The sequence below is a fragment of the Enterobacter sp. UPMP701 genome (genome assembly GCF_053709515.1).
The window spans coordinates 346991-366415 of the sequence record NZ_JBSKJN010000001.1 but is presented as its reverse complement, the minus strand read 5'-3'; the positions used below and the strand labels follow the sequence as shown (position 1 = coordinate 366415).

Here is a 19425-nt window from a genome sequence, read left to right as displayed (position 1 = left end):
GGGCTTTTTCTTACCGCTTCGCGGTCAACTCCGCGATCCGCACAATCACTTTCACCGCTTTTTCCATTCCTTCCAGCGTCACGAACTCGTGCTTGCCGTGATAGTTGTAGCCACCGGTAAACAGGTTCGGGCACGGCAGCCCCATAAACGACAGCTGCGAACCGTCGGTACCCCCGCGAATCGGTTTTAAGACCGGTTCAATATCGCAGTCGCGCATCGCCTGCTGGGCAATATCCAGAATATGCGGATGCGCCATCACCTTCTCGCGCATATTGTAATAGCTGTCTTCAATGATCAGCTCAATGTAGCAATCCGGGTGTAATCCTTTACCGACCTTTTTGGCGATCTCCATCATCTTACGCTTGCGGGCTTCAAAGGCTTTGCGGTCGAAATCGCGGATGATGTAGTGCATCTGCGCACTGTCCACGGTGCCTTTAAGGCTGGTGAGATGATAAAAACCCTCATACCCTTCGGTCTGCTCAGGGCTCTCTTCCGCCGGAACTTCCGCATGAATACGCGACGCCAGCGACAGGGCATTTACCATCACACCTTTTGCAGAGCCGGGGTGAACGTTATTCCCCACAATCTTGATCGTCACCGACGCCGCATTAAAGTTTTCATACTCCAGCTCGCCCACACCGCCGCCGTCGACGGTATAGGCCCACTGCGCGTCAAAGGCTTCCACATCGAAATGTTTCGCCCCTTTGCCTACTTCTTCGTCCGGCGTGAAGGCGACACGTATATCCCCGTGCGGGATATTTTTGCCTTTCAGCACCGCCAGCGCCGTCATGATTTCCGCGATGCCCGCCTTGTCATCCGCCCCCAGCAGCGTTTTACCGTCGGTGGTGATCAGCGTCTGGCCAAGCAGCTGATGCAACACAGGGAACATCACCGGTGACAGCACTTCGTCGCCGATACCCAGCGCAATATCACCGCCGCGGTAGTTTTCGACTATCTGCGGGTTCACATGTTTACCGCTAAAATCCGGAGAGGTGTCGACATGGGAGATAAAGCCAATTGCCGGAATATCACCCGCGACATTCGCCGGCAGCGTTCCCATCACAGTGCCTTTTTCGCTCAACGTGACGTTAACCAGCCCCATGGCGTCAAGCTGCTCTTTAAGCAGGTTTAATAGCTTCCACTGGCCTTCGGTGCTCGGCACCTGGCGGACACCCGGCTTAGATTGGGTATCCAGCGAAACGTACTGTAAAAAACGCTCAAGTAATTTATCCATGCAGTCACCCTCACTTTTTGTGACAACATTATCAGTAAGCATCAAAACGCAAATATTGCGTCAGGTCACTTTTACCCCGCAAACGAGAACTTTTTACGTTTATATCTTTATGCGTTAATAAATGTAGCTTATGAATCAGTGACAAGGATTGGCGATTGCGGGGGATTGCCGTAGAATGTCCGCCCTCATTACGAGTCACCAAGGTGGTTACACACAAACCCCGCTTCAGTCTGCTGCCTGAGGCGTCTATATGGGACAGCGCAAAAATTGAATACACAATCCCGTTCTCGTTCACCGCTGGTGCAACTGGAACGAATTCGTAAAAGCTTTGATGGCAAAGATGTCATTTCCGACCTCAACCTGACCATCAATGACGGTGAGTTTCTTACGTTGCTTGGCCCCTCCGGCTGCGGCAAAACCACCGTACTGCGCCTTATCGCCGGGCTGGAAAGCGTTGATAATGGCCGCATCCATCTTGAGAACCAGGACATAACCCAGGTTCCTGCCGAAGACCGCCACGTCAATACCGTCTTTCAGAGCTACGCTCTGTTCCCGCACATGACCGTGTTTGAGAACGTGGCGTTTGGCCTGCGCATGCAAAAAACGCCGGCTAATGAGATCGAACCGCGCGTCACCGACGCCCTGCGCATGGTGCAGCTTGAGACGTTTGCCCAGCGAAAGCCTCATCAGCTCTCCGGCGGCCAGCAGCAGCGCGTGGCCATTGCCCGCGCCGTGGTCAATAAGCCGCGCCTGCTTCTGCTGGATGAATCCCTCTCCGCGCTGGACTACAAGCTGCGCAAGCAGATGCAGAACGAGCTGAAGGCGCTACAGCGCAAGCTCGGTATTACGTTCGTGTTTGTCACCCACGACCAGGAAGAGGCGCTTACCATGTCCGACCGCATCGTGGTGATGCGCGACGGCAAAATTGAGCAGGACGGCACGCCGCGTGAAATTTACGAAGAGCCGAAGAACCTGTTCGTCGCCAGCTTCATAGGTGAGATCAATATCTTCAACGCCACGGTGATTGAACGTCTGGATGATCAGCGCGTACGCGCGAACGTGGAAGGACGCGACTGCACAATCGCCGTGAACTTTGCGGTCGAAAAAGGCCAAAAACTCAACGTCCTGCTCCGCCCGGAGGATCTCCGCGTTGATGAAATCCACGACACGGCCGACGCCGAAGGCCTGATCGGTTACGTTCGCGAACGTAACTATAAAGGGATGACCCTCGAATCCGTTGTCGAACTGGAGAACGGCAAAATGGTCATGGTCAGCGAGTTCTTTAACGAAGACGACCCTGACTTCGACCACTCTCTCGACCAGAAAATGGTTATCAACTGGGTAGAAAGCTGGGAGGTTGTGCTGGCTGATGAAGAACACAAGTAAGTTCCAGAATGTGGTCATTGCCACTATCGTCGGTTGGCTTGTGTTGTTTGTCTTTTTACCCAACCTGATGATCATCGCCACCAGCTTTTTGACCCGCGACGATACAAACTTCGTTTCGCTGGTCTTTACGCTGGACAACTACGCGCGCCTGCTCGATCCGCTCTATTTCGACGTGCTGCTGCACTCGCTGAATATGGCGCTGATCGCCACCGCGGCCTGTCTGGTGCTGGGATATCCTTTTGCATGGTTCCTCGCGGGCCTGCCGCAAAAGGTTCGCCCCCTGCTGCTGTTTCTGCTGATTGTGCCGTTCTGGACCAACTCGTTAATCCGCATCTACGGGCTGAAAATCTTCCTCAGCACCAAAGGCTACCTCAACGCGTTTCTGCTGTGGCTGGGGGTGATTGATACCCCGATACGCATCATGTTTACCCCAGGCGCGGTGATTATAGGTCTGGTTTATATCCTGCTGCCGTTTATGGTGATGCCGCTCTATTCCAGCATTGAGAAGCTCGATAAACCGCTGCTGGAAGCGGCAAAAGATCTGGGGGCCAGCAAGCTGCAGACCTTTATCCGTATAATCATCCCGCTGACCATGCCCGGTATTATTGCGGGCTGTCTGCTGGTGATGCTCCCGGCGATGGGCCTGTTCTACGTATCGGATCTCATGGGCGGGGCGAAAAACCTGCTGATTGGGAACGTGATCAAGAGTCAGTTCCTGAACATCCGCGACTGGCCGTTCGGCTCCGCGACCAGCATTACGCTGACGGTGGTGATGGGTCTGATGCTGTTGGTCTACTGGCGCGCTTCTCGCCTGCTCAACAAGAAGGTGGAACTCGAATGATCGGTCGACTGCTTCGCGGCGGTTTTATGACCGCCATTTACGCGTATTTATATATCCCGATTATTATTTTGATCGTGAACTCGTTTAACAGCTCGCGGTTCGGGATCAGCTGGCAGGGGTTTACCACCAACTGGTACAGCCTGCTGATGAACAATGACAGCCTGCTGCAGGCCGCTCAGCACTCTCTGACGATGGCGATCTTCTCCGCCACCTTCGCGACGCTGATTGGCTCACTCACAGCCGTGGCGCTGTACCGCTATCGCTTTCGCGGCAAGCCGTTCGTCAGCGGCATGCTGTTTGTGGTGATGATGTCGCCGGACATCGTAATGGCAATTTCGCTGCTGGTGCTGTTTATGCTGCTGGGCGTTCAGCTGGGCTTCTGGTCGCTGCTATTCTCGCACATCACCTTCTGCCTGCCGTTTGTAGTGGTGACCGTCTATGCCCGTCTGAAAGGGTTCGACGTGCGCATGCTGGAAGCGGCGAAGGATCTGGGTGCCAGCGAGATGACCATCCTGCGCAAAATCATCCTGCCGCTGGCGATGCCTGCCGTCGCCGCCGGATGGCTGCTCAGCTTTACCCTGTCGATGGATGACGTTGTAGTCTCCTCCTTCGTGACCGGGCCGAGTTACGAAATTCTGCCGTTGAAGATCTATTCGATGGTGAAAGTCGGCGTCTCCCCGGAGGTGAACGCGCTGGCGACCATTCTGTTAGTGTTCTCGCTGGTACTGGTGATTGCCAGCCAGGTTATTGCTCGTGATAAAACAAAATCTCAGGGGACAATGAAATGAAAAAAATGCTCGCCGCTGCGGCGCTGGTGCTTGGCATGGGTGCCGCGCACGCTGATGACAGCAAAACGCTCTACTTCTACAACTGGACCGAATACGTGCCGCCGGGCCTGCTGGAGCAGTTCACCAAAGAGACGGGGATCAAGGTTATCTATTCGACCTATGAGTCGAATGAAACCATGTATGCCAAGCTCAAAACCTACAAAGACGGCGCGTACGATCTGGTCGTTCCCTCCACCTACTTTGTCGACAAAATGCGCAAAGAGGGCATGATCCAGAAGATCGATAAAACGAAGCTCACCAATTTTTCAAACCTCGATCCCGAGATGCTAAACAAGCCTTTCGACCCGAATAACGACTACTCCATTCCGTACATCTGGGGCGCGACGGCGATTGGCGTGAACAGCGAGGCCATCGATCCTAAAACGGTGACAAGCTGGGCCGATCTGTGGAAACCGGAATACAAAGGCAGCCTGCTGTTAACCGACGACGCGCGTGAAGTATTCCAGGTCGCGCTGCGCAAGCTGGGCTATTCCGGAAACACCACCGATCCGAAAGAGATCGACGCGGCTTACAACGAGCTGAAAAAGCTGATGCCTAACGTGGCAGCATTCAACTCTGATAACCCGGCAAACCCGTATATGGAAGGCGAAGTGAACCTGGGGATGGTGTGGAACGGCTCGGCGTATGTTGCGCGCCAGGCCGGTACGCCTCTGGAGGTGGTCTGGCCGAAGGAAGGCGGGATCTTCTGGATGGACAGCCTCGCGATCCCCGCCAATGCGAAAAACGTGGACGGTGCCCTGAAGCTGATTAACTTCCTGCTGCGCCCGGACGTGGCGAAACAGGTTGCCGAGACGATTGGCTACCCGACGCCAAACCTGGCCGCCCGTAAGCTGCTGAAACCTGATGTGGCTAATGATAAGTCGCTCTACCCGGATGCCAACACCATCAGCAAGGGTGAATGGCAGAACGACGTTGGCGACGCGAGCCGCCTCTACGAAGAGTATTATCAGAAATTAAAAGCGGGCCGATAAAAGGACGCATTCCTCCTCACGCCGTCTGCACGGCGTGAGGGGACATTAACCTACCGCATTCTCCCCTGCCCACATTGTCGCGCTTCTCATCGCCTCGACCACATCGTTCTCCACAAGGCCCAGCGTGTGACTCAGCCTGGTAGCCTCCTCCCACTGCTGCTGTTCATAGCAACGACAGAGGGCAACCATATCGGCTAACGGCCCCTCCTGATGGCACAACGCGTTGCTCACGCTCTGGGGCACCGCGATCTGCTTCATCAACTCCGCCATCGGCAGCTCAAGAAGAGTATCGAGCAGCGAAAACAGACCGCACATGAAGGCATTTTCAGCCAGCAGCGGTTCGTTCATCTTCCCGGCTATCAGTTCACAGAATTTCCCGCGCATCATGCTCAACGGGTAAAGCTCGCTAACGGTGTCATTGCCCGCGCTTGCCAGAACCACAACGGCAACAAACCTTCTCAGCTGGTTTTCCCCGAGGTATCTGAGCACTTCGCTCAGGGTTAACTTGCTGAAATTACACGCGCCGACATGTTTAAATGCGGTGTGCTTCATATAGCGCATGATTTTCCAGGAGAGCGTGAGATCGCTTTTTATCAGCGACTCGATAATGCGAAAATCAGGTTTATTGCGTCCGATTTCCATTTGCAGACGGAAAATGGCCAGCTGATTTTGCGACAGGCGTTTATATTTAATGACCTCCGGGCGGCAGAAAAAATAGCCCTGAAAAAGAGAAAATCCTTCATCCCGGAATTGAATGAATTCCTCTTTAGTCTCAATTTTTTCAGCGAGATAATTTATATGTTCTGTCTGATGTTTACGCGATGCCAGATACTGTTTAATTTGCGCTAAGGTGTAATTTCTGACATCGAATTTCAGAATGGAAATATAGGGCAAAAAAGCATCCCATTCCGGCGCGAGGGTAAAATCATCCAGCGCGAACTGATAACCGTGCGCATGCATTTCCCTGACGGCCTGCAGCAGCTCAGCCCTCGGCTCCGCATCTTCCAGAATTTCAATGACCACGTTCTCTTTATCCAGCGCTTCTCCGCTACGGTCGATGACCATCCGGGAGGGGAAGTTAATAAACGACGTATGTTCACCGGCAATCCGCTGGGAGGGCACGCATAAAAACTGATCGGATATCATTCGGGATGTAGCATATTCCGCCGATACATTCGGAAAACGGTTTGTCATTCCCTCTCTGAAGAGCAGCTCATAGGCAACCGTCTTCATCTCCGGGTTAAAAATGGGTTGTCTGGCGATAAATCCGTACATATCCCATCCTCCTCTACCACTTAATATTAATTAGCATCCCCTTTCTACACGACAATAACGAGTATTATTAAGCGCTATTTTGATTGAATGCACAAAATAAAAGCATCCACACTAATTAACGGGAATTATATTTATCTCGTTGCGAGTGGTAATAGTTTTTTTGCAGGGTTGGTATAACAAAAAAGCACCCGTTTATTGGGTGCTTTTTCAGGCTATCGCTGTTACAGCCCTTTCAGCAGCTTGTCGACAAACTCCGGCACGACCACGCTTGCCAGGCCATAGTGCTTCTCTTCAAACTCGCTGCCCACCTGGCTCGGCTCCAGGTTCAGTTCTACCGTATGCGCGCCGTGCAGTCGCGCTTCGTGGACGAACCCGGCCGCCGGGTAGACGTGACCAGAGGTGCCAATAGCTATAAATACGTCGGCCATCGCCAGCGCGCTGTAGATTTCATCCATCCCCAGCGGCATTTCGCCGAACCAGACCACGTGCGGACGCAGGCGCGCAGGGAACTGGCAGCAGTGGCACTTGTCCTCTGGCAGCACGTCCTCTTTCCAGTCCAGTACCTGGCCGCTCCAGGCGCAGCGAACCTTGAGCAGCTCGCCGTGCATGTGGATGATGTTCTTGTTGCCGGCACGCTCGTGCAGGTTGTCGATATTCTGCGTCACCAGTAGAAAACGATCGCCGAGCGCCTCTTCCAGCTTCGCCAGCGCCAGATGCGCCGCGTTCGGCGCAATCTCAGGCTGCTGAAGCTGGCGACGGCGAGCGTTATAAAACGCCTGCACCAGGTCAGGATCCCGGGCGAAACCTTCCGGCGTCGCCACGTCCTCTACACGGTGCTCTTCCCACAATCCGTCCGCCGCGCGGAAGGTACGAATTCCTGACTCAGCGGAGATCCCCGCCCCGGTCAGCACCACCACTCTGGGTTTATCCATCGCTTCTGGCATCATTCTGTCTCTGAAAAAAATCCGCTGGCGCAAGCGCTCACGCAAGCGGCGTTTATTTTTGCGAAAACGGCTGAGTCGACCCTGGCGACGCGACAGCATAAAAACCTCGTAAACTAATCGGTAAGATGAAGGAATGCGGCTCCGCGCATGCCTCCTGCGTCCCCGTGCCGCGCGCGTTCTATGCGCGGCACGCGGGCGACCGGCAATAAATGTCGGGGCAAACGCCCGGACAGCTGTTCCGTAATCGCAGTAAAGTTTGACAGCCCTCCCCCGATCACCAGCAGATCCGGGTCGACGATGGTCAGGATATTCCCCAGACACACCGCCAGCAGATCCAGATAGCGCTCGACGTGCTCACGCGCCTGCGCATCTCCTTGCTCCCACAGGTTAATGATTTGAGGGGCTTCAAGTTTCTGATGATAGAAGTGTTCATAAAGCCATGCAAACCCGCGCCCGGAGAGATAGTTCTCGATGCAGCCGTGCTGGCCGCAGCCGCAGCGGGTGAGCGGGAAATCACGCCCCACCACATCCAGTGCATCCACCGACAGACGGATATGACCAAACTCCCCGGTGATGTAGCTGCGACCGGTAATCGGCTTGCCGTTGATCACAATCCCCCCGCCGACGCCGGTACCGAGAATCAGCCCCATCACCAGCGGATATTGGCGGAATTCATCGTCCCAGGCTTCAGAGAGGGCAAAGCAGTTGGCATCGTTGTCTAAACGCACGTCGCGTTCAAGGAGAGCGGAGAGATCGGCGCGGAGCGGTTTACCGCTGGCGGCAGGCACGTTGGCGGCATACAGCGTGCCGTCGTCGGTTTCGGGCATGCCTGGAATACCAATGCCGACGCTGCCCTTTACGCCAAAGCGTTCATCCGCCTGCGCCACCAGCGCAGCAATGGCGGTTAAAAATTCATCGTAGCTTTCGCGCGGCGTGGGAACGCGGGTTTCCCACTGCAGTTTGAGGTTTTTATCAAACACGCCGAGCGCAATCTTGGTGCCGCCAATATCAAATCCATAATACATAACGCATTCCTCTTTCTGACATAGCGGCCTCAGGACCGCTACACCATGACGTAATTACTGGCCACTTAATACCCTCGCCGGATCAATTCGGCTTGCGCGACGCGCCGGATACCAGCTTGCCAGCAGACTCAGTAAAAGTGCTGTAACCAGCACATAAAAAACATCCAGCCAGTGCAGTTCAGACGGCAGGAAGTCAATAAAATAGATGTCCCCCGACAGGAACTGGTGGCCGATAAGCTTTTCAATCCCGTTGATGATTGGCGTCAGTTGCAGGGAAACCACCACGCCAATCACCACGCCGCACAGGCTGCCAAACAGCCCCGCCAGCAAACCGTACCAGACGAAGATGGCGCGAATAAGACCGTCTTTTGCCCCGAGGGTACGCAGCACGGCGATGTCGCCGCTCTTGTCTTTAACCGCCATCACCAGCGTCGAGACGATATTGAAGCACGCGACGCCGATCACCAGCACCATCGCCAGGTACATAATGGCGCGGATCATCTGGATATCACGGTACATATAGCCGTAAGTGCCGATCCAGCTTTTGATGTAGACATAGTTATTGGTCACACTGCCTGCATCACGCACCAGTTTGTTGGCGTTAAAGACGTCGTTAACCTTAATGGCAATGCCCGTCACGCTGTCGCCCATGTCGAGATACTGGCGCGCATCCTCCAGCGGTACCATCGCAAAGCTGTGGTCAAGCTGACCGCTCAGCTGAAGAATACCGGTAACGTGCAGGCGTACGCGCTTGGGCTGCTGCAGTTTGTGATCGGCGCTGGCGTTCGGGATCATGATTGACACCCAGTCGCCCTGCTTCACCTTCAGGGCATCAGCAACGCCTTTACCCATGATGATCTGCTGCTCGCCCGCCTTGAAGTTGGCCCACGCGCCGTTCTGGACATATTTCGGCAGCGCGCTGAGACGTTCTTCCTGCGCCGGATTCACCCCTTTCAGCTGAATGGCGCGCAGGCTTACCCCGCTCTCCACCAGCCCGGTAAAGTTGATGTAGGGCGCGGCTGCCGCAATACCTGGTACTTTTTCCACTTTGGCAAGCGCATCGCTCCAGTTGATCCACGGCTGGTTAACCGGCTCGATCTCCCCGTGCGGCACCACCGCCAGAATGCGGTTATTCAGTTCGCGCTCAAAGCCGTTCATGGCGCTTAAGCCCACAATCAGCACCGCCACACCCAGCGCAATACCGATGGTGGAGATCACGGAGATCAGCGACACCATGCCGCCGCGACGGCGGCCGCGGCTAAAACGTAACCCGATGAGTAACGATAACGGTGACGCCATTACTCTGCTCCCATCAGGGTCAGTTCCGCATTCAGATGGCCATCGCGCATCTCAAGCTGACGCCCCATGCGTTTTGCCAGCTGCAGATCGTGGGTCACTACCAGAAACGCGGTGCCCTGAGAGGCGTTCAGCTCGCCCAGAAGCTGGAAGATACTGTCCGCATTGCGCGCGTCCAGGTTACCGGTGGGTTCATCCGCCAGCACCAGACGCGGGTTGTTGACCAGCGCCCGGGCAATCGCCACGCGCTGGCGCTCGCCGCCGGACAGCTCCGACGGGCGGTGATTTCCACGGTGGCCCAGCCCTACCGCTTTCAACATGTCGCTGGCGCGAGCGTTAATTTCTGCCGGTTTCTTTTTGCCAATCAGCAGCGGCATCGCCACGTTTTCCAGCGCCGTGAAGTCCGGCAGCAGGTGGTGGAACTGATAGATAAAGCCCAGCTCGCGGTTACGCAGCTCGGCCTTCGCTGCCGAGGACATTTTGCTCATCGGCTGGCCGGAGAAAATCACGTCGCCTTCGGTTGGCGTATCCAGCCCGCCCAGCAGATGCAGCAGCGTACTTTTGCCGGAGCCGGAGCTGCCGACAATCGCCATCATCTCGCCTTCCCCCACGCTAAAGCTCACATTGTGCAGCACGTCGGTCTGCACAGTGCCTTCCTGATAGCGTTTGGACAGGTTGTCGCATTGCAACAGGATCTTATTCATAACGTAAAGCCTCAGCGGGTTGAGTGGCGGCAGCGCGCCAGGAAGGATAAAGCGTAGAAAGCAGCGCAATGGCCATCGCGGCCAGCGCAATTCCGACCACCTGCAGCGGCTCGATAGCCACCGGCAGCGCCGCGCCGTCAAGCAGCGCACCGATGATCGGCATTAAGTTATTAAGCTGGCTGGCCAGCAGTGCTCCCAGTACGGCGCCGAGCAGCGCGCCGATGATCCCCGCGCTGGCTCCCTGCACCATAAACACCGCCATGATCTGACGCGGCGTCAGCCCCTGGGTTTGCAGAATAGCGACCTCGCCCTGCTTCTCCATCACCATCAGGCCCAGCGAGGTGATGATGTTAAATGCCGCAACGGCGACGATCAGGCTCAGCAGCAGCCCCATCATGTTTTTCTCCATGCGCACGGCCTGGAAAAGCTCACCTTTACGCTCGCGCCAGTCCTGCCATTTGGTGCCTTCAGGCAGGCTTTGCTGGCTGAGGGTATCGACCTTCAGCGGCTGATCGAGCCACAGGCGCCAGCCGGTGATATTCCCCGCCGGGTAACGCATCAGGCGCGACGCATCCTGAATGTTCACCAGCATCTGATAGCCGTCGACTTCGCTGTTGGCGGCAAAGGTGCCGACCACGTTAAACAGACGCTGGCTCGGCAGGCGCCCCATCGGCGTAAACTGGCTGGCGGACGGCACCATGATGCGCAGCTGATCGCCACGGTTGACGCCAAGCTGCCCGGCAAGCTGTTCGCCGAGGATCACGTTATATTTACCGGCTTCGAGATCGGTTTGTTTTACGTTAACCAGATACGGCGTCAGCGGGTCTTTTTGCGCCGGGTCGATACCCAGCATGACCCCCACCGCCACACTGCGGGCGCTTTGCAGCACCACGTCGCCGGTCGTCAACGGCGCTACGCGCGTGACACCCTGTAACTTCGCCGCGCTTTCCGGCAGCTGTTGCGGGTTAACGGAACCGCTGGTGGATGAGAGAACGGCCTGCGGCATCAGCCCCAGGATGTTGTTTTGCAGCTCGCGCTCGAAGCCATTCATGACGGAAAGCACCGTCACCAGTGCCATCACGCCAAGCGTAATGCCAATAGTCGAAAGCCAGGAGACAAAGCGACCGAAGCGGTCCGCGGCGCGCCCACGCATGTAACGTAAGCCTATGAAGAGTGCGACAGGTTGATACATGAAGTCCGTCTGTTTGCTGATAGCAGACCCACGAGTATATAAGCGAATCCGTTAAGCGTAAATGACTGAAACCGTAAGCTTTGGTAATCATTTTTCCGATAAATTCAGATAAATCAGCGTGCTATTGGCTGAATCCTCGCCTCGCAGTCTCCACCTTTTCCGAAAAACGACCTGATACAGACTGTTACCCGTTACATCCCGGTTCCGTTTAACAACAATTGCTCGTTCGTTTATGGCAATAAGGTAGTCGCGAACAATGAAGCAAAAAGCATTATGGATTAACCAGATAAAAGGGCTCTGTATCTGCCTGGTGGTTATCTATCATTCGGTCATCACCTTCTACCCGCATCTGAGCGGGCTGCAACACCCGCTCTCTGGGCTCCTGGCGAAATGCTGGGTCTATTTTAACCTCTATCTCGCGCCGTTCCGTATGCCGGTCTTCTTCTTTATCTCCGGCTATCTGATCCGTCGTTATATTGATGAGGTGGACTGGCGCACCAGCCTCGACAAGCGGATCTGGAGCATCGTCTGGGTGCTGGCACTGTGGGGCATTCTGCAATGGCAGGCACTGACCCATCTGAACGCCTGGCTGGCACCCGAGCGTGAGCTTGCCACCTCGTCGAACGCGGCCTACGCCGACTCGTTCTCAGGATTTGTGCTGGGGATGGTCACCGCCAGCACCAGCCTGTGGTATCTGTATGCTCTGGTGGTCTACTTCACGCTGTGTAAACTGCTGAGCCGCTGGAAGCTACCGGTACTCGTATTGCTGGCGCTGGCGAGTATCGCGATCAACTTCCTGCCGCTGCCATGGTGGGGGATGAACAGCGTGGTACGCAACATGATCTACTACAGCCTTGGGGCATGGTATGGCGCAGAGCTGATGGCGTGGATGAAAAGCGTCAACCTGCGCCGCATCTGGCTGGCAACCAGCGCTTTTGCTGCCGTCTCCGTGGTGCTGTGGTTTGCAAACGTTCCTCTCCTGCTTTCCCTGCTGTCGATTGTGCTAATCATGAAGCTGTTTTACAGCCTTGAGCAGCGCTATGCCGTACATCCTAATAACCTGCTGAACGTGATTGGCTCAAACACTATCGCGATTTATACCACCCACCGTATTTTAATTGAGGCGTTTAGCCTGTTCCTGATTGGCGAGATGAACGCCGCCTCGTGGCCGGTCTGGGCAGAGCTCACCTTAGTGCTGGTCTACCCGTTTGCCAGCCTGCTTATCTGTACCCTTGCCGGGCTTGGGGTGCGAAAAATATCTACCGCGCTGTTTGGTGACGTTTTCTTCTCTCCTCCGTCTACGCTGCCCCTCTCACCCTCCACGCGTTAATGCCCTCCCCGCCCCCGTTTCGGGGGCGTTTAGCCCTGCCGTGCGGTTACGATTTGCTTATGCAAAACGATCGAGGATAATAAAGACATTGCGTATCAGTGATATGCCCCAATACTGTTGGTATATCCACAAGAGACTCTGACATAGCCATGCCTGAACACTATCGTTATTCCTTGCCTGTCAAAGCGGGCGACCAGCGCCAGCTGGGTGAACTCACGGGCGCGGCGTGCGCCACGCTGGTAGCAGAAATCGCTGAGCGTCATCCTGGCCCGGTGATCCTTGTCGCCCCGGATATGCAAAACGCCCTGCGCCTGCACGATGAAATTCGCCAGTTCACCGATAGCCTGGTGTTCAGCCTGGCCGACTGGGAAACGCTGCCGTATGACAGTTTCTCTCCGCATCAGGAGATCATCTCCTCGCGCCTGTCGACGCTGTATCAGCTTCCGACCATGCAGCGCGGCGTGCTGATTGTGCCGGTAAATACCCTGATGCAGCGCGTCTGCCCGCACAGCTATCTTCACGGCCACGCGCTGGTGATGAAAAAAGGCCAGCGCCTGTCGCGCGATGCCCTGCGCGCGCAGCTTGACGGTGCCGGATATCGCCATGTCGATCAGGTGATGGAGCACGGGGAATACGCCACCCGTGGCGCGCTGCTTGACCTTTACCCAATGGGAAGCGACCAGCCGTATCGTCTGGATTTCTTTGATGACGAAATCGACAGCCTGCGCGTGTTCGACGCCGACACCCAGCGTACGCTTGAAGAGGTGGAATCGATCAATCTGCTGCCTGCGCACGAGTTCCCGACGGACAAAACCGCCATTGAGCTGTTCCGCAGCCAGTGGCGCGACAGGTTCGACGTGAAGCGTGATGCGGAGCATATTTATCAGCAGGTCAGCAAAGGCACGCTCCCGGCCGGGATCGAATACTGGCAGCCGCTGTTCTTCAGCGAGCCGCTGCCCGCTCTGTTCAGCTACTTCCCGGCGAATACGCTGATTGTAAACACCGGTGATATCGACGCCAGCGCCAGCCGCTTTGAAAGCGAAACCCGCGCCCGCTTTGAAAACCGTGGCGTTGACCCGATGCGTCCGCTGCTCCCGCCAGAAGCGCTGTGGCTGCGCACCGACGAGCTCAACGCCGAGCTGAAGCGCTGGCCACGCATGCAGCTGAAAACAGATTCGCTTGCCGATAAGGCCGCTAACACTAACCTCGCCTTCCGCACGCTGCCGGACCTGTCCGTTCAGGCGCAGCAGAAATCCCCGCTGGATAATCTGCGCAAGTTCCTGGAGTCCTTTACCGGCCCGGTGGTGTTCTCCGTCGAGAGTGAAGGCCGCCGCGAGGCGCTCGGTGAGCTGCTGGGGCGCATTAAGGTGGCGCCGAAGCGCATTCTTCGCCTGAGCGAAGCGACCGGCAACGGTCGTTACCTGATGATTGGTGCCGCCGAGCACGGGTTCATTGACACGCTCAACAACCTGGCGCTGATTTGCGAAAGCGACCTGCTGGGCGAGCGCGTCGCGCGCCGTCGTCAGGACAGCCGTCGGACCATCAACCCGGACACGCTGATCCGCAACCTGGCCGAACTGCATCCGGGCCAGCCGATTGTTCACCTGGAACATGGCGTTGGGCGCTATCAGGGGATGACCACGCTGGAAGCGGGCGGCATCAAAGGTGAATACCTGATGCTGACCTACGCTAACGACGCCAAACTGTATGTCCCGGTCTCCTCCCTCCATCTGATCAGCCGCTACGCGGGCGGTGCCGAAGACAATGCGCCTCTGCACAAGCTGGGCGGCGATGCCTGGGCGCGCGCGCGCCAGAAGGCTGCGGAAAAAGTGCGCGACGTGGCGGCCGAGCTGCTGGATATCTACGCCCAGCGCGCGGCCAAAGAGGGCTTCGCCTTTAAGCACGATAAGGAACAGTACCAGCTGTTCTGCGACAGCTTCCCGTTTGAAACCACGCCGGATCAGGCCCAGGCCATTAACGCCGTGCTGAGCGACATGTGCCAGCCCCTGGCGATGGACCGCTTAGTCTGCGGCGACGTCGGCTTCGGAAAAACCGAAGTGGCGATGCGCGCCGCCTTCCTTGCGGTTGAAAACAACAAGCAGGTGGCGGTGCTGGTGCCAACCACCCTGCTCGCTCAGCAGCACTTCGACAACTTCCGCGACCGATTCGCCAACTGGCCGGTGCGCATTGAGATGCTCTCGCGTTTTCGCAGCGCCAAAGAGCAGACGCAGATTCTGGAACAGGCAAGCGAAGGCAAGATCGATATCCTGATTGGCACCCACAAGCTGCTGCAAAGCGACGTGAAGTGGAAAGATCTGGGGCTGCTGATCGTTGACGAGGAGCACCGCTTCGGGGTACGCCATAAAGAGCGCATCAAAGCGATGCGCGCCGACGTCGACATCCTGACCCTGACCGCCACGCCAATCCCGCGTACGCTGAACATGGCGATGAGCGGCATGCGCGATCTGTCGATTATCGCTACGCCGCCGGCGCGTCGTCTGGCGGTGAAAACCTTTGTCCGCGAGTATGACAACCTGGTGGTGCGCGAGGCGATCCTGCGTGAAGTGCTGCGCGGCGGCCAGGTGTATTATCTGTATAACGACGTCGAAAATATCCAGAAAGCCGCCGACAGGCTGGCAGAGCTGGTGCCGGAAGCGCGCATTGCTATCGGTCACGGCCAGATGCGCGAGCGCGAGCTGGAGCGGGTAATGAACGACTTCCACCACCAGCGCTTTAACGTGCTGGTGTGCACAACCATCATTGAAACCGGTATCGACATTCCGACCGCGAACACCATTATCATCGAACGTGCGGATCACTTTGGTCTGGCTCAGCTCCACCAGCTGCGCGGCCGCGTCGGGCGTTCGCATCACCAGGCCTACGCATGGCTGCTGACGCCGCATCCGAAAGCGATGACCACCGACGCGCAAAAGCGCCTGGAAGCCATCGCGTCGCTGGAAGACCTCGGCGCAGGCTTCGCGCTGGCCACGCACGATCTTGAGATCCGCGGTGCCGGTGAGCTGCTGGGTGAAGACCAGAGCGGCTCCATGGAGACCATCGGTTTCTCGCTCTATATGGAACTGCTGGAGAACGCGGTGGACGCCCTGAAGGCCGGGCGCGAGCCGTCGCTGGAGGATCTCACCAGCCAGCAGACTGAGGTCGAGCTGCGAATGCCTTCCCTGCTGCCGGACGATTTCATTCCGGACGTGAATACCCGCCTGTCGTTCTATAAACGCATCGCCAGCGCGAAGAGTGAAAGCGAGCTGGAAGAGATTAAGGTGGAGCTGATCGACCGCTTCGGCCTGCTGCCCGATGCGGCGCGTAACCTGCTGGATATCGCTCGCCTGCGTCAGCAGGCGCAGAAGCTGGGCATTCGCAAGCTCGAAGGCAATGAAAAAGGCGGCGTGATTGAATTTGCCGAGAAGAACCACGTCAACCCGATGTGGCTGATCGGCCTGCTGCAAAAACAGCCGCAGCATTTCCGTCTGGATGGTCCAACGCGTCTGAAATTTACCCAGGAGCTGACGGAGCGCAAAACCCGCATGGACTGGGTGCGTAACTTTATGCGGCAGCTGGAAGAGAACGCGATCGCATAACCTCCATTCCCCCTGTTAACTGAGAAAATCCCAGTAGTTTATTAACCGGAAGCGATGAAAGTTGCTTCCGGAAAATGAATAGCTTACAGCGACACCCTGGTCCGGCTGTAAATCGCTGAGGCGTTTCCTGCAGGCCGGGGCGAGGCGCAGGGATGCGCCGAGAGGGCGGGCTTTACAGGGATGTTACCTCCGCCCGTCCCCGAAAAGCCGGAAGGAATAAGCCGAAGGTACCGCGTAGCGGCGATTTACCGCCGGGAGCCCGGGTCGCCAGGGTGGTGGCGATTGAGCCACCCTGGCACGTTCACAGGTCATGTCGTTACAGAGTAGCAAGGAACATAAAGTGAACGGAATGACCACCAGAGCCGTATGTTCCCCCTCACCCCAGCCCTCTCCCTCAAGGGAGAGGGGGTCGTCCGTGCAGGCATTATTTTATGGGATCCCTTCCCCCTGTTAGCCCAGCGCTACGGGGGGACAATTTACAAACTCTTTGCACTTCACCCGATCTTCCCGACACACCCATTCGCCATAATTATCATTAACGCCTTATAAAACAATAACCTTATCATTTATATGGATTATGGTGATGATGACCTCTTCGCGTTTTACTCGCTGGATAACCCTGTTTGCGCTGGCAGCCACCGTCGCGGTTGCGCTTCCTGCGCGGGCAAACACCTGGCCCCTGCCGCCGCCCGGCAGCAAGGTCGTAGGCGAAAACCGCTTTCATGTGGTTGAAAACAATGGTGGCTCACTGGAAGCAATAGCCAAAAAATATAACGTCGGTTTTCTGGCTCTGCTGCAGTCGAACCCTGGCGTCGATCCGTATGTCCCGCGCGCGGGCAGCGTACTGACCATACCGTTACAGACTATCCTGCCGGATGCCCCGCGTGAGGGGATCGTGATTAACCTTGCAGAGTTGCGTCTCTATTATTATCCGCCGGGCAAAAAAGAAGTGACAGTATACCCTATCGGTATTGGTCAGCTGGGCGGCGATACCCTGACGCCGACGATGGTTACCACCGTCTCAGATAAACGTGCGAATCCAACCTGGACCCCGACGGCCAACATTCGCGCCCGCTATAAAGCACAGGGCATTGACCTCCCCGCTGTAGTGCCGGCAGGCCCGGATAACCCGATGGGTCACCACGCGATCCGCCTTGCCGCATACGGCGGCGTTTACCTGCTGCACGGTACGAACGCGGATTTTGGCATCGGGATGCGCGTCAGCTCCGGCTGTATTCGTCTGCGCGATGACGATATCAAAACGCTGTTTAACATCGTTACGCCGGGGACCAAAGTAAATATTATCAACACGCCGATAAAGGTCTCAGAGGAGCCAGGTGGCGTGCGGCTGGTTGAGATTCACCAGCCGTTATCGAAAAACATTGGCGACGATCCGCAGACGCTGCCCATCAACCTGAATGCCGCTATGGTGAGCTTCAAAACGAATGCGAATACCGATAGCCTGGTGATGGAGCGCGCGATGGAAGCCCGGTCAGGCATGCCGACCGATGTTACCCGGCACCAGAATGTCACCCAACAGTCGATGTAATACAGAAAGAAAAACGCCCTGCTTAGCAGGGCGTTTTTTATTGCAGTGGCATAAATGAGGGTTTATGCCCGGCTTATTTGTAGATAACAGCCGTGCCGTGCAGGGTGTTAGGACCGGTTACAGAGGTGATGCGATAGGATTTGGCACCCATTGCTTCCGCTTTTTGTGCCAGCTGATCTTCCAGTGAACCCAGGTTAGTACCGGCAGAGGCAGAGATCGTCCCGACTTTATGCTGATCGGCTGGGGTAGATTGCACCTGTACAGCAGCAAAGCTTGCGAAAGAGAGTGAACTCAGTACAGCAGCAGCGATGAGGGTTTTTACGTTTTTCATGATGTTTACCTTTGGCAGATGAATTTGGAGGTCGTTAGCTATTTAGTTAACGATCGATAGGTAAATCATAAATGTGACCCAGCTCACGCGTCAATATAATTTTATAACGAACATTAATTAAATTTTAAAGTCGTTATTTTTCATACGTATATGATTAATTTATTTTTAAGCATTCAGCGCTGGTGATGGGTAGCGTTTATTTTTATAATGGTTATTCAACAAACCAACAGAGGACCAACGGCAAATGACAACCGACGTCACGAGTTGTGCGAAGAAAAGCCGTGGCCGTCCAAAAGTGTTTGACAGGGATGCCGCGCTTGATAAGGCCATGACGCTCTTCTGGCAATACGGGTATGAAGCGACCTCGCTTTCCGATCTGGTCGAAGCGACCGGAGCCAAAGCGCCGACGCTGTATGCGGAATTCACCAATAAAGAGGGGCTGTTCAGAGCGGTGCTGGACAGATACATTTCCCGCTTTGCGGCGAAACACGAGGCCCAACTTTTTTGTGAAGAGAAAAGCGTGGAACAGGCGCTACGGGACTACTTCACTGCCGTCGCCACCTGCTTCACCAGTAAAGAGACGCCTGCGGGCTGCTTTATGATAAACACCTCTGCCACCCTGGCGGCATCGTCAAAAGAGATCGCCAAAACGGTGAAATCGCGTCATGCGATGCAGGAGGAGACGCTCAGCGCATTTCTGGCGCAGCGTCAGCAGCGCGGTGAAATTCCCGCGCACTGCCAGCCTCAGATGCTGGCGCAGTATCTGAGCTGCATTTTGCAGGGAATGTCGATCAGCGCTCGTGAAGGGGCGACGCTGGAAAAACTACAGAATATTAGCGACACCACGCTACGCCTGTGGCCTGAACTGCTGAAAATCTGACGCAAAAAAAAAGCTCCTCAGCC

General features: G+C 56.0%; 16 protein-coding genes. 8 read left to right on the top strand and 8 right to left on the bottom strand.

From position 1 onward, the window contains the following. Nucleotides 1-10 precede the first annotated feature (10 nt). A complete protein-coding gene (gene pepT, locus ACWKXT_RS01745; RefSeq protein ID WP_454531511.1) occupies nucleotides 11-1234 on the bottom strand; it encodes a peptidase T in 1224 nt (407 codons plus the stop codon). Between the two features lie 237 nt (nucleotides 1235-1471). On the opposite strand from pepT, the gene potA reads away from it, so the two are divergent. Genes potA through potD form a run of 4 tightly spaced genes read left to right on the top strand, consistent with a single transcriptional unit; the run spans nucleotide 1472 to nucleotide 5280 of the window. Further along, nucleotides 1472-2620 (top strand): spermidine/putrescine ABC transporter ATP-binding protein PotA, encoded by a 1149-nt coding sequence (gene potA, locus ACWKXT_RS01740; protein ID WP_454531893.1) that lies wholly within the window; start codon nucleotides 1472-1474, stop codon nucleotides 2618-2620. Continuing rightward, the gene (gene potB, locus ACWKXT_RS01735; RefSeq protein ID WP_454531510.1) at nucleotides 2604-3461 is read left to right on the top strand and encodes a spermidine/putrescine ABC transporter permease PotB; all 858 of its coding nucleotides are present in this window, start codon (nucleotides 2604-2606) and stop codon (nucleotides 3459-3461) included. The genes potA and potB overlap by 17 nt, the downstream gene beginning before the upstream one ends. Next, nucleotides 3458-4249, top strand: coding sequence for a spermidine/putrescine ABC transporter permease PotC (potC, locus tag ACWKXT_RS01730; protein ID WP_454527198.1), 792 nt, complete (start codon nucleotides 3458-3460; stop codon nucleotides 4247-4249). The genes potB and potC overlap by 4 nt, the downstream gene beginning before the upstream one ends. Beyond that, nucleotides 4246-5280, top strand: coding sequence for a spermidine/putrescine ABC transporter substrate-binding protein PotD (potD, locus tag ACWKXT_RS01725; RefSeq protein ID WP_454527199.1), 1035 nt, complete (start codon nucleotides 4246-4248; stop codon nucleotides 5278-5280). Before potC ends, potD begins: the two co-directional genes overlap by 4 nt. Nucleotides 5281-5325: 45 nt before the next feature. On the opposite strand, the gene ACWKXT_RS01720 is transcribed toward potD, so the two are convergent. The 6 genes from ACWKXT_RS01720 to lolC form a co-directional block, all read right to left on the bottom strand. Beyond that, nucleotides 5326-6555, bottom strand: a complete 1230-nt coding sequence (locus tag ACWKXT_RS01720) for an EAL and HDOD domain-containing protein (RefSeq protein ID WP_454531509.1) — start codon at nucleotides 6553-6555, stop codon at nucleotides 5326-5328. Between the two features lie 221 nt (nucleotides 6556-6776). Next, nucleotides 6777-7598, bottom strand: a complete 822-nt coding sequence (cobB, locus tag ACWKXT_RS01715; protein WP_454527201.1) for a Sir2 family NAD+-dependent deacetylase — start codon at nucleotides 7596-7598, stop codon at nucleotides 6777-6779. A 14-nt stretch (nucleotides 7599-7612) separates the two neighbouring features. Beyond that, nucleotides 7613-8524 carry an N-acetylglucosamine kinase gene (nagK, locus tag ACWKXT_RS01710; protein WP_454527202.1) on the bottom strand — a complete coding sequence of 304 codons (912 nt, stop codon included), beginning with the start codon at nucleotides 8522-8524 and terminating at the stop codon, nucleotides 7613-7615. Between the two features lie 54 nt (nucleotides 8525-8578). After that, nucleotides 8579-9823, bottom strand: a complete 1245-nt coding sequence (gene lolE / locus ACWKXT_RS01705) for a lipoprotein-releasing ABC transporter permease subunit LolE (protein WP_454531508.1) — start codon at nucleotides 9821-9823, stop codon at nucleotides 8579-8581. Beyond that, nucleotides 9823-10524 (bottom strand): lipoprotein-releasing ABC transporter ATP-binding protein LolD, encoded by a 702-nt coding sequence (lolD, locus tag ACWKXT_RS01700; protein WP_010429765.1) that lies wholly within the window; start codon nucleotides 10522-10524, stop codon nucleotides 9823-9825. Before lolD ends, lolE begins: the two co-directional genes overlap by 1 nt. Then, nucleotides 10517-11716, bottom strand: coding sequence for a lipoprotein-releasing ABC transporter permease subunit LolC (gene lolC / locus ACWKXT_RS01695; RefSeq protein ID WP_454527203.1), 1200 nt, complete (start codon nucleotides 11714-11716; stop codon nucleotides 10517-10519). The genes lolD and lolC overlap by 8 nt, the downstream gene beginning before the upstream one ends. A gap of 256 nt (nucleotides 11717-11972) precedes the next feature. On the opposite strand from lolC, the gene ACWKXT_RS01690 reads away from it, so the two are divergent. From ACWKXT_RS01690 to ldtC, 3 genes are all read left to right on the top strand, one after another. Then, nucleotides 11973-13046 (top strand): acyltransferase family protein, encoded by a 1074-nt coding sequence (locus ACWKXT_RS01690; RefSeq protein ID WP_454531507.1) that lies wholly within the window; start codon nucleotides 11973-11975, stop codon nucleotides 13044-13046. Nucleotides 13047-13195: 149 nt separating this feature from the next. Next, the gene (gene mfd, locus ACWKXT_RS01685) at nucleotides 13196-16642 is read left to right on the top strand and encodes a transcription-repair coupling factor (protein ID WP_454531506.1); all 3447 of its coding nucleotides are present in this window, start codon (nucleotides 13196-13198) and stop codon (nucleotides 16640-16642) included. Between the two features lie 583 nt (nucleotides 16643-17225). Beyond that, a complete protein-coding gene (ldtC, locus tag ACWKXT_RS01680; RefSeq protein ID WP_454531505.1) occupies nucleotides 17226-18191 on the top strand; it encodes a L,D-transpeptidase LdtC in 966 nt (321 codons plus the stop codon). A 73-nt stretch (nucleotides 18192-18264) separates the two neighbouring features. On the opposite strand, the gene bhsA is transcribed toward ldtC, so the two are convergent. Next, entirely contained in the window at nucleotides 18265-18522 is a 258-nt protein-coding gene (gene bhsA / locus ACWKXT_RS01675) for a multiple stress resistance protein BhsA (RefSeq protein WP_023332711.1), read from the bottom strand. Between the two features lie 244 nt (nucleotides 18523-18766). On the opposite strand from bhsA, the gene ACWKXT_RS01670 reads away from it, so the two are divergent. Continuing rightward, the gene (locus tag ACWKXT_RS01670) at nucleotides 18767-19402 is read left to right on the top strand and encodes a TetR/AcrR family transcriptional regulator (protein WP_080327507.1); all 636 of its coding nucleotides are present in this window, start codon (nucleotides 18767-18769) and stop codon (nucleotides 19400-19402) included. Nucleotides 19403-19425: the final 23 nt, after the last annotated feature.

Bases quoted from the DNA above. Each gene is read 5' to 3' on its own strand.
- pepT (WP_454531511.1), bottom strand. From the start codon at position 1,234: ATGGATAAATTACTTGAGCGTTTTTTACAGTACGTTTCGCTGGATACC.
- potB (WP_454531510.1), top strand. From the start codon at position 2,604: ATGAAGAACACAAGTAAGTTCCAGAATGTGGTCATTGCCACTATCGTC.
- potC (WP_454527198.1), top strand. From the start codon at position 3,458: ATGATCGGTCGACTGCTTCGCGGCGGTTTTATGACCGCCATTTACGCG.
- potD (WP_454527199.1), top strand. From the start codon at position 4,246: ATGAAAAAAATGCTCGCCGCTGCGGCGCTGGTGCTTGGCATGGGTGCC.
- ACWKXT_RS01720 (WP_454531509.1), bottom strand. From the start codon at position 6,555: ATGTACGGATTTATCGCCAGACAACCCATTTTTAACCCGGAGATGAAG.
- cobB (WP_454527201.1), bottom strand. From the start codon at position 7,598: ATGCTGTCGCGTCGCCAGGGTCGACTCAGCCGTTTTCGCAAAAATAAA.
- nagK (WP_454527202.1), bottom strand. From the start codon at position 8,524: ATGTATTATGGATTTGATATTGGCGGCACCAAGATTGCGCTCGGCGTG.
- lolE (WP_454531508.1), bottom strand. From the start codon at position 9,823: ATGGCGTCACCGTTATCGTTACTCATCGGGTTACGTTTTAGCCGCGGC.
- lolD (WP_010429765.1), bottom strand. From the start codon at position 10,524: ATGAATAAGATCCTGTTGCAATGCGACAACCTGTCCAAACGCTATCAG.
- lolC (WP_454527203.1), bottom strand. From the start codon at position 11,716: ATGTATCAACCTGTCGCACTCTTCATAGGCTTACGTTACATGCGTGGG.
- ACWKXT_RS01690 (WP_454531507.1), top strand. From the start codon at position 11,973: ATGAAGCAAAAAGCATTATGGATTAACCAGATAAAAGGGCTCTGTATC.
- mfd (WP_454531506.1), top strand. From the start codon at position 13,196: ATGCCTGAACACTATCGTTATTCCTTGCCTGTCAAAGCGGGCGACCAG.
- ldtC (WP_454531505.1), top strand. From the start codon at position 17,226: ATGATGACCTCTTCGCGTTTTACTCGCTGGATAACCCTGTTTGCGCTG.
- bhsA (WP_023332711.1), bottom strand. From the start codon at position 18,522: ATGAAAAACGTAAAAACCCTCATCGCTGCTGCTGTACTGAGTTCACTC.
- ACWKXT_RS01670 (WP_080327507.1), top strand. From the start codon at position 18,767: ATGACAACCGACGTCACGAGTTGTGCGAAGAAAAGCCGTGGCCGTCCA.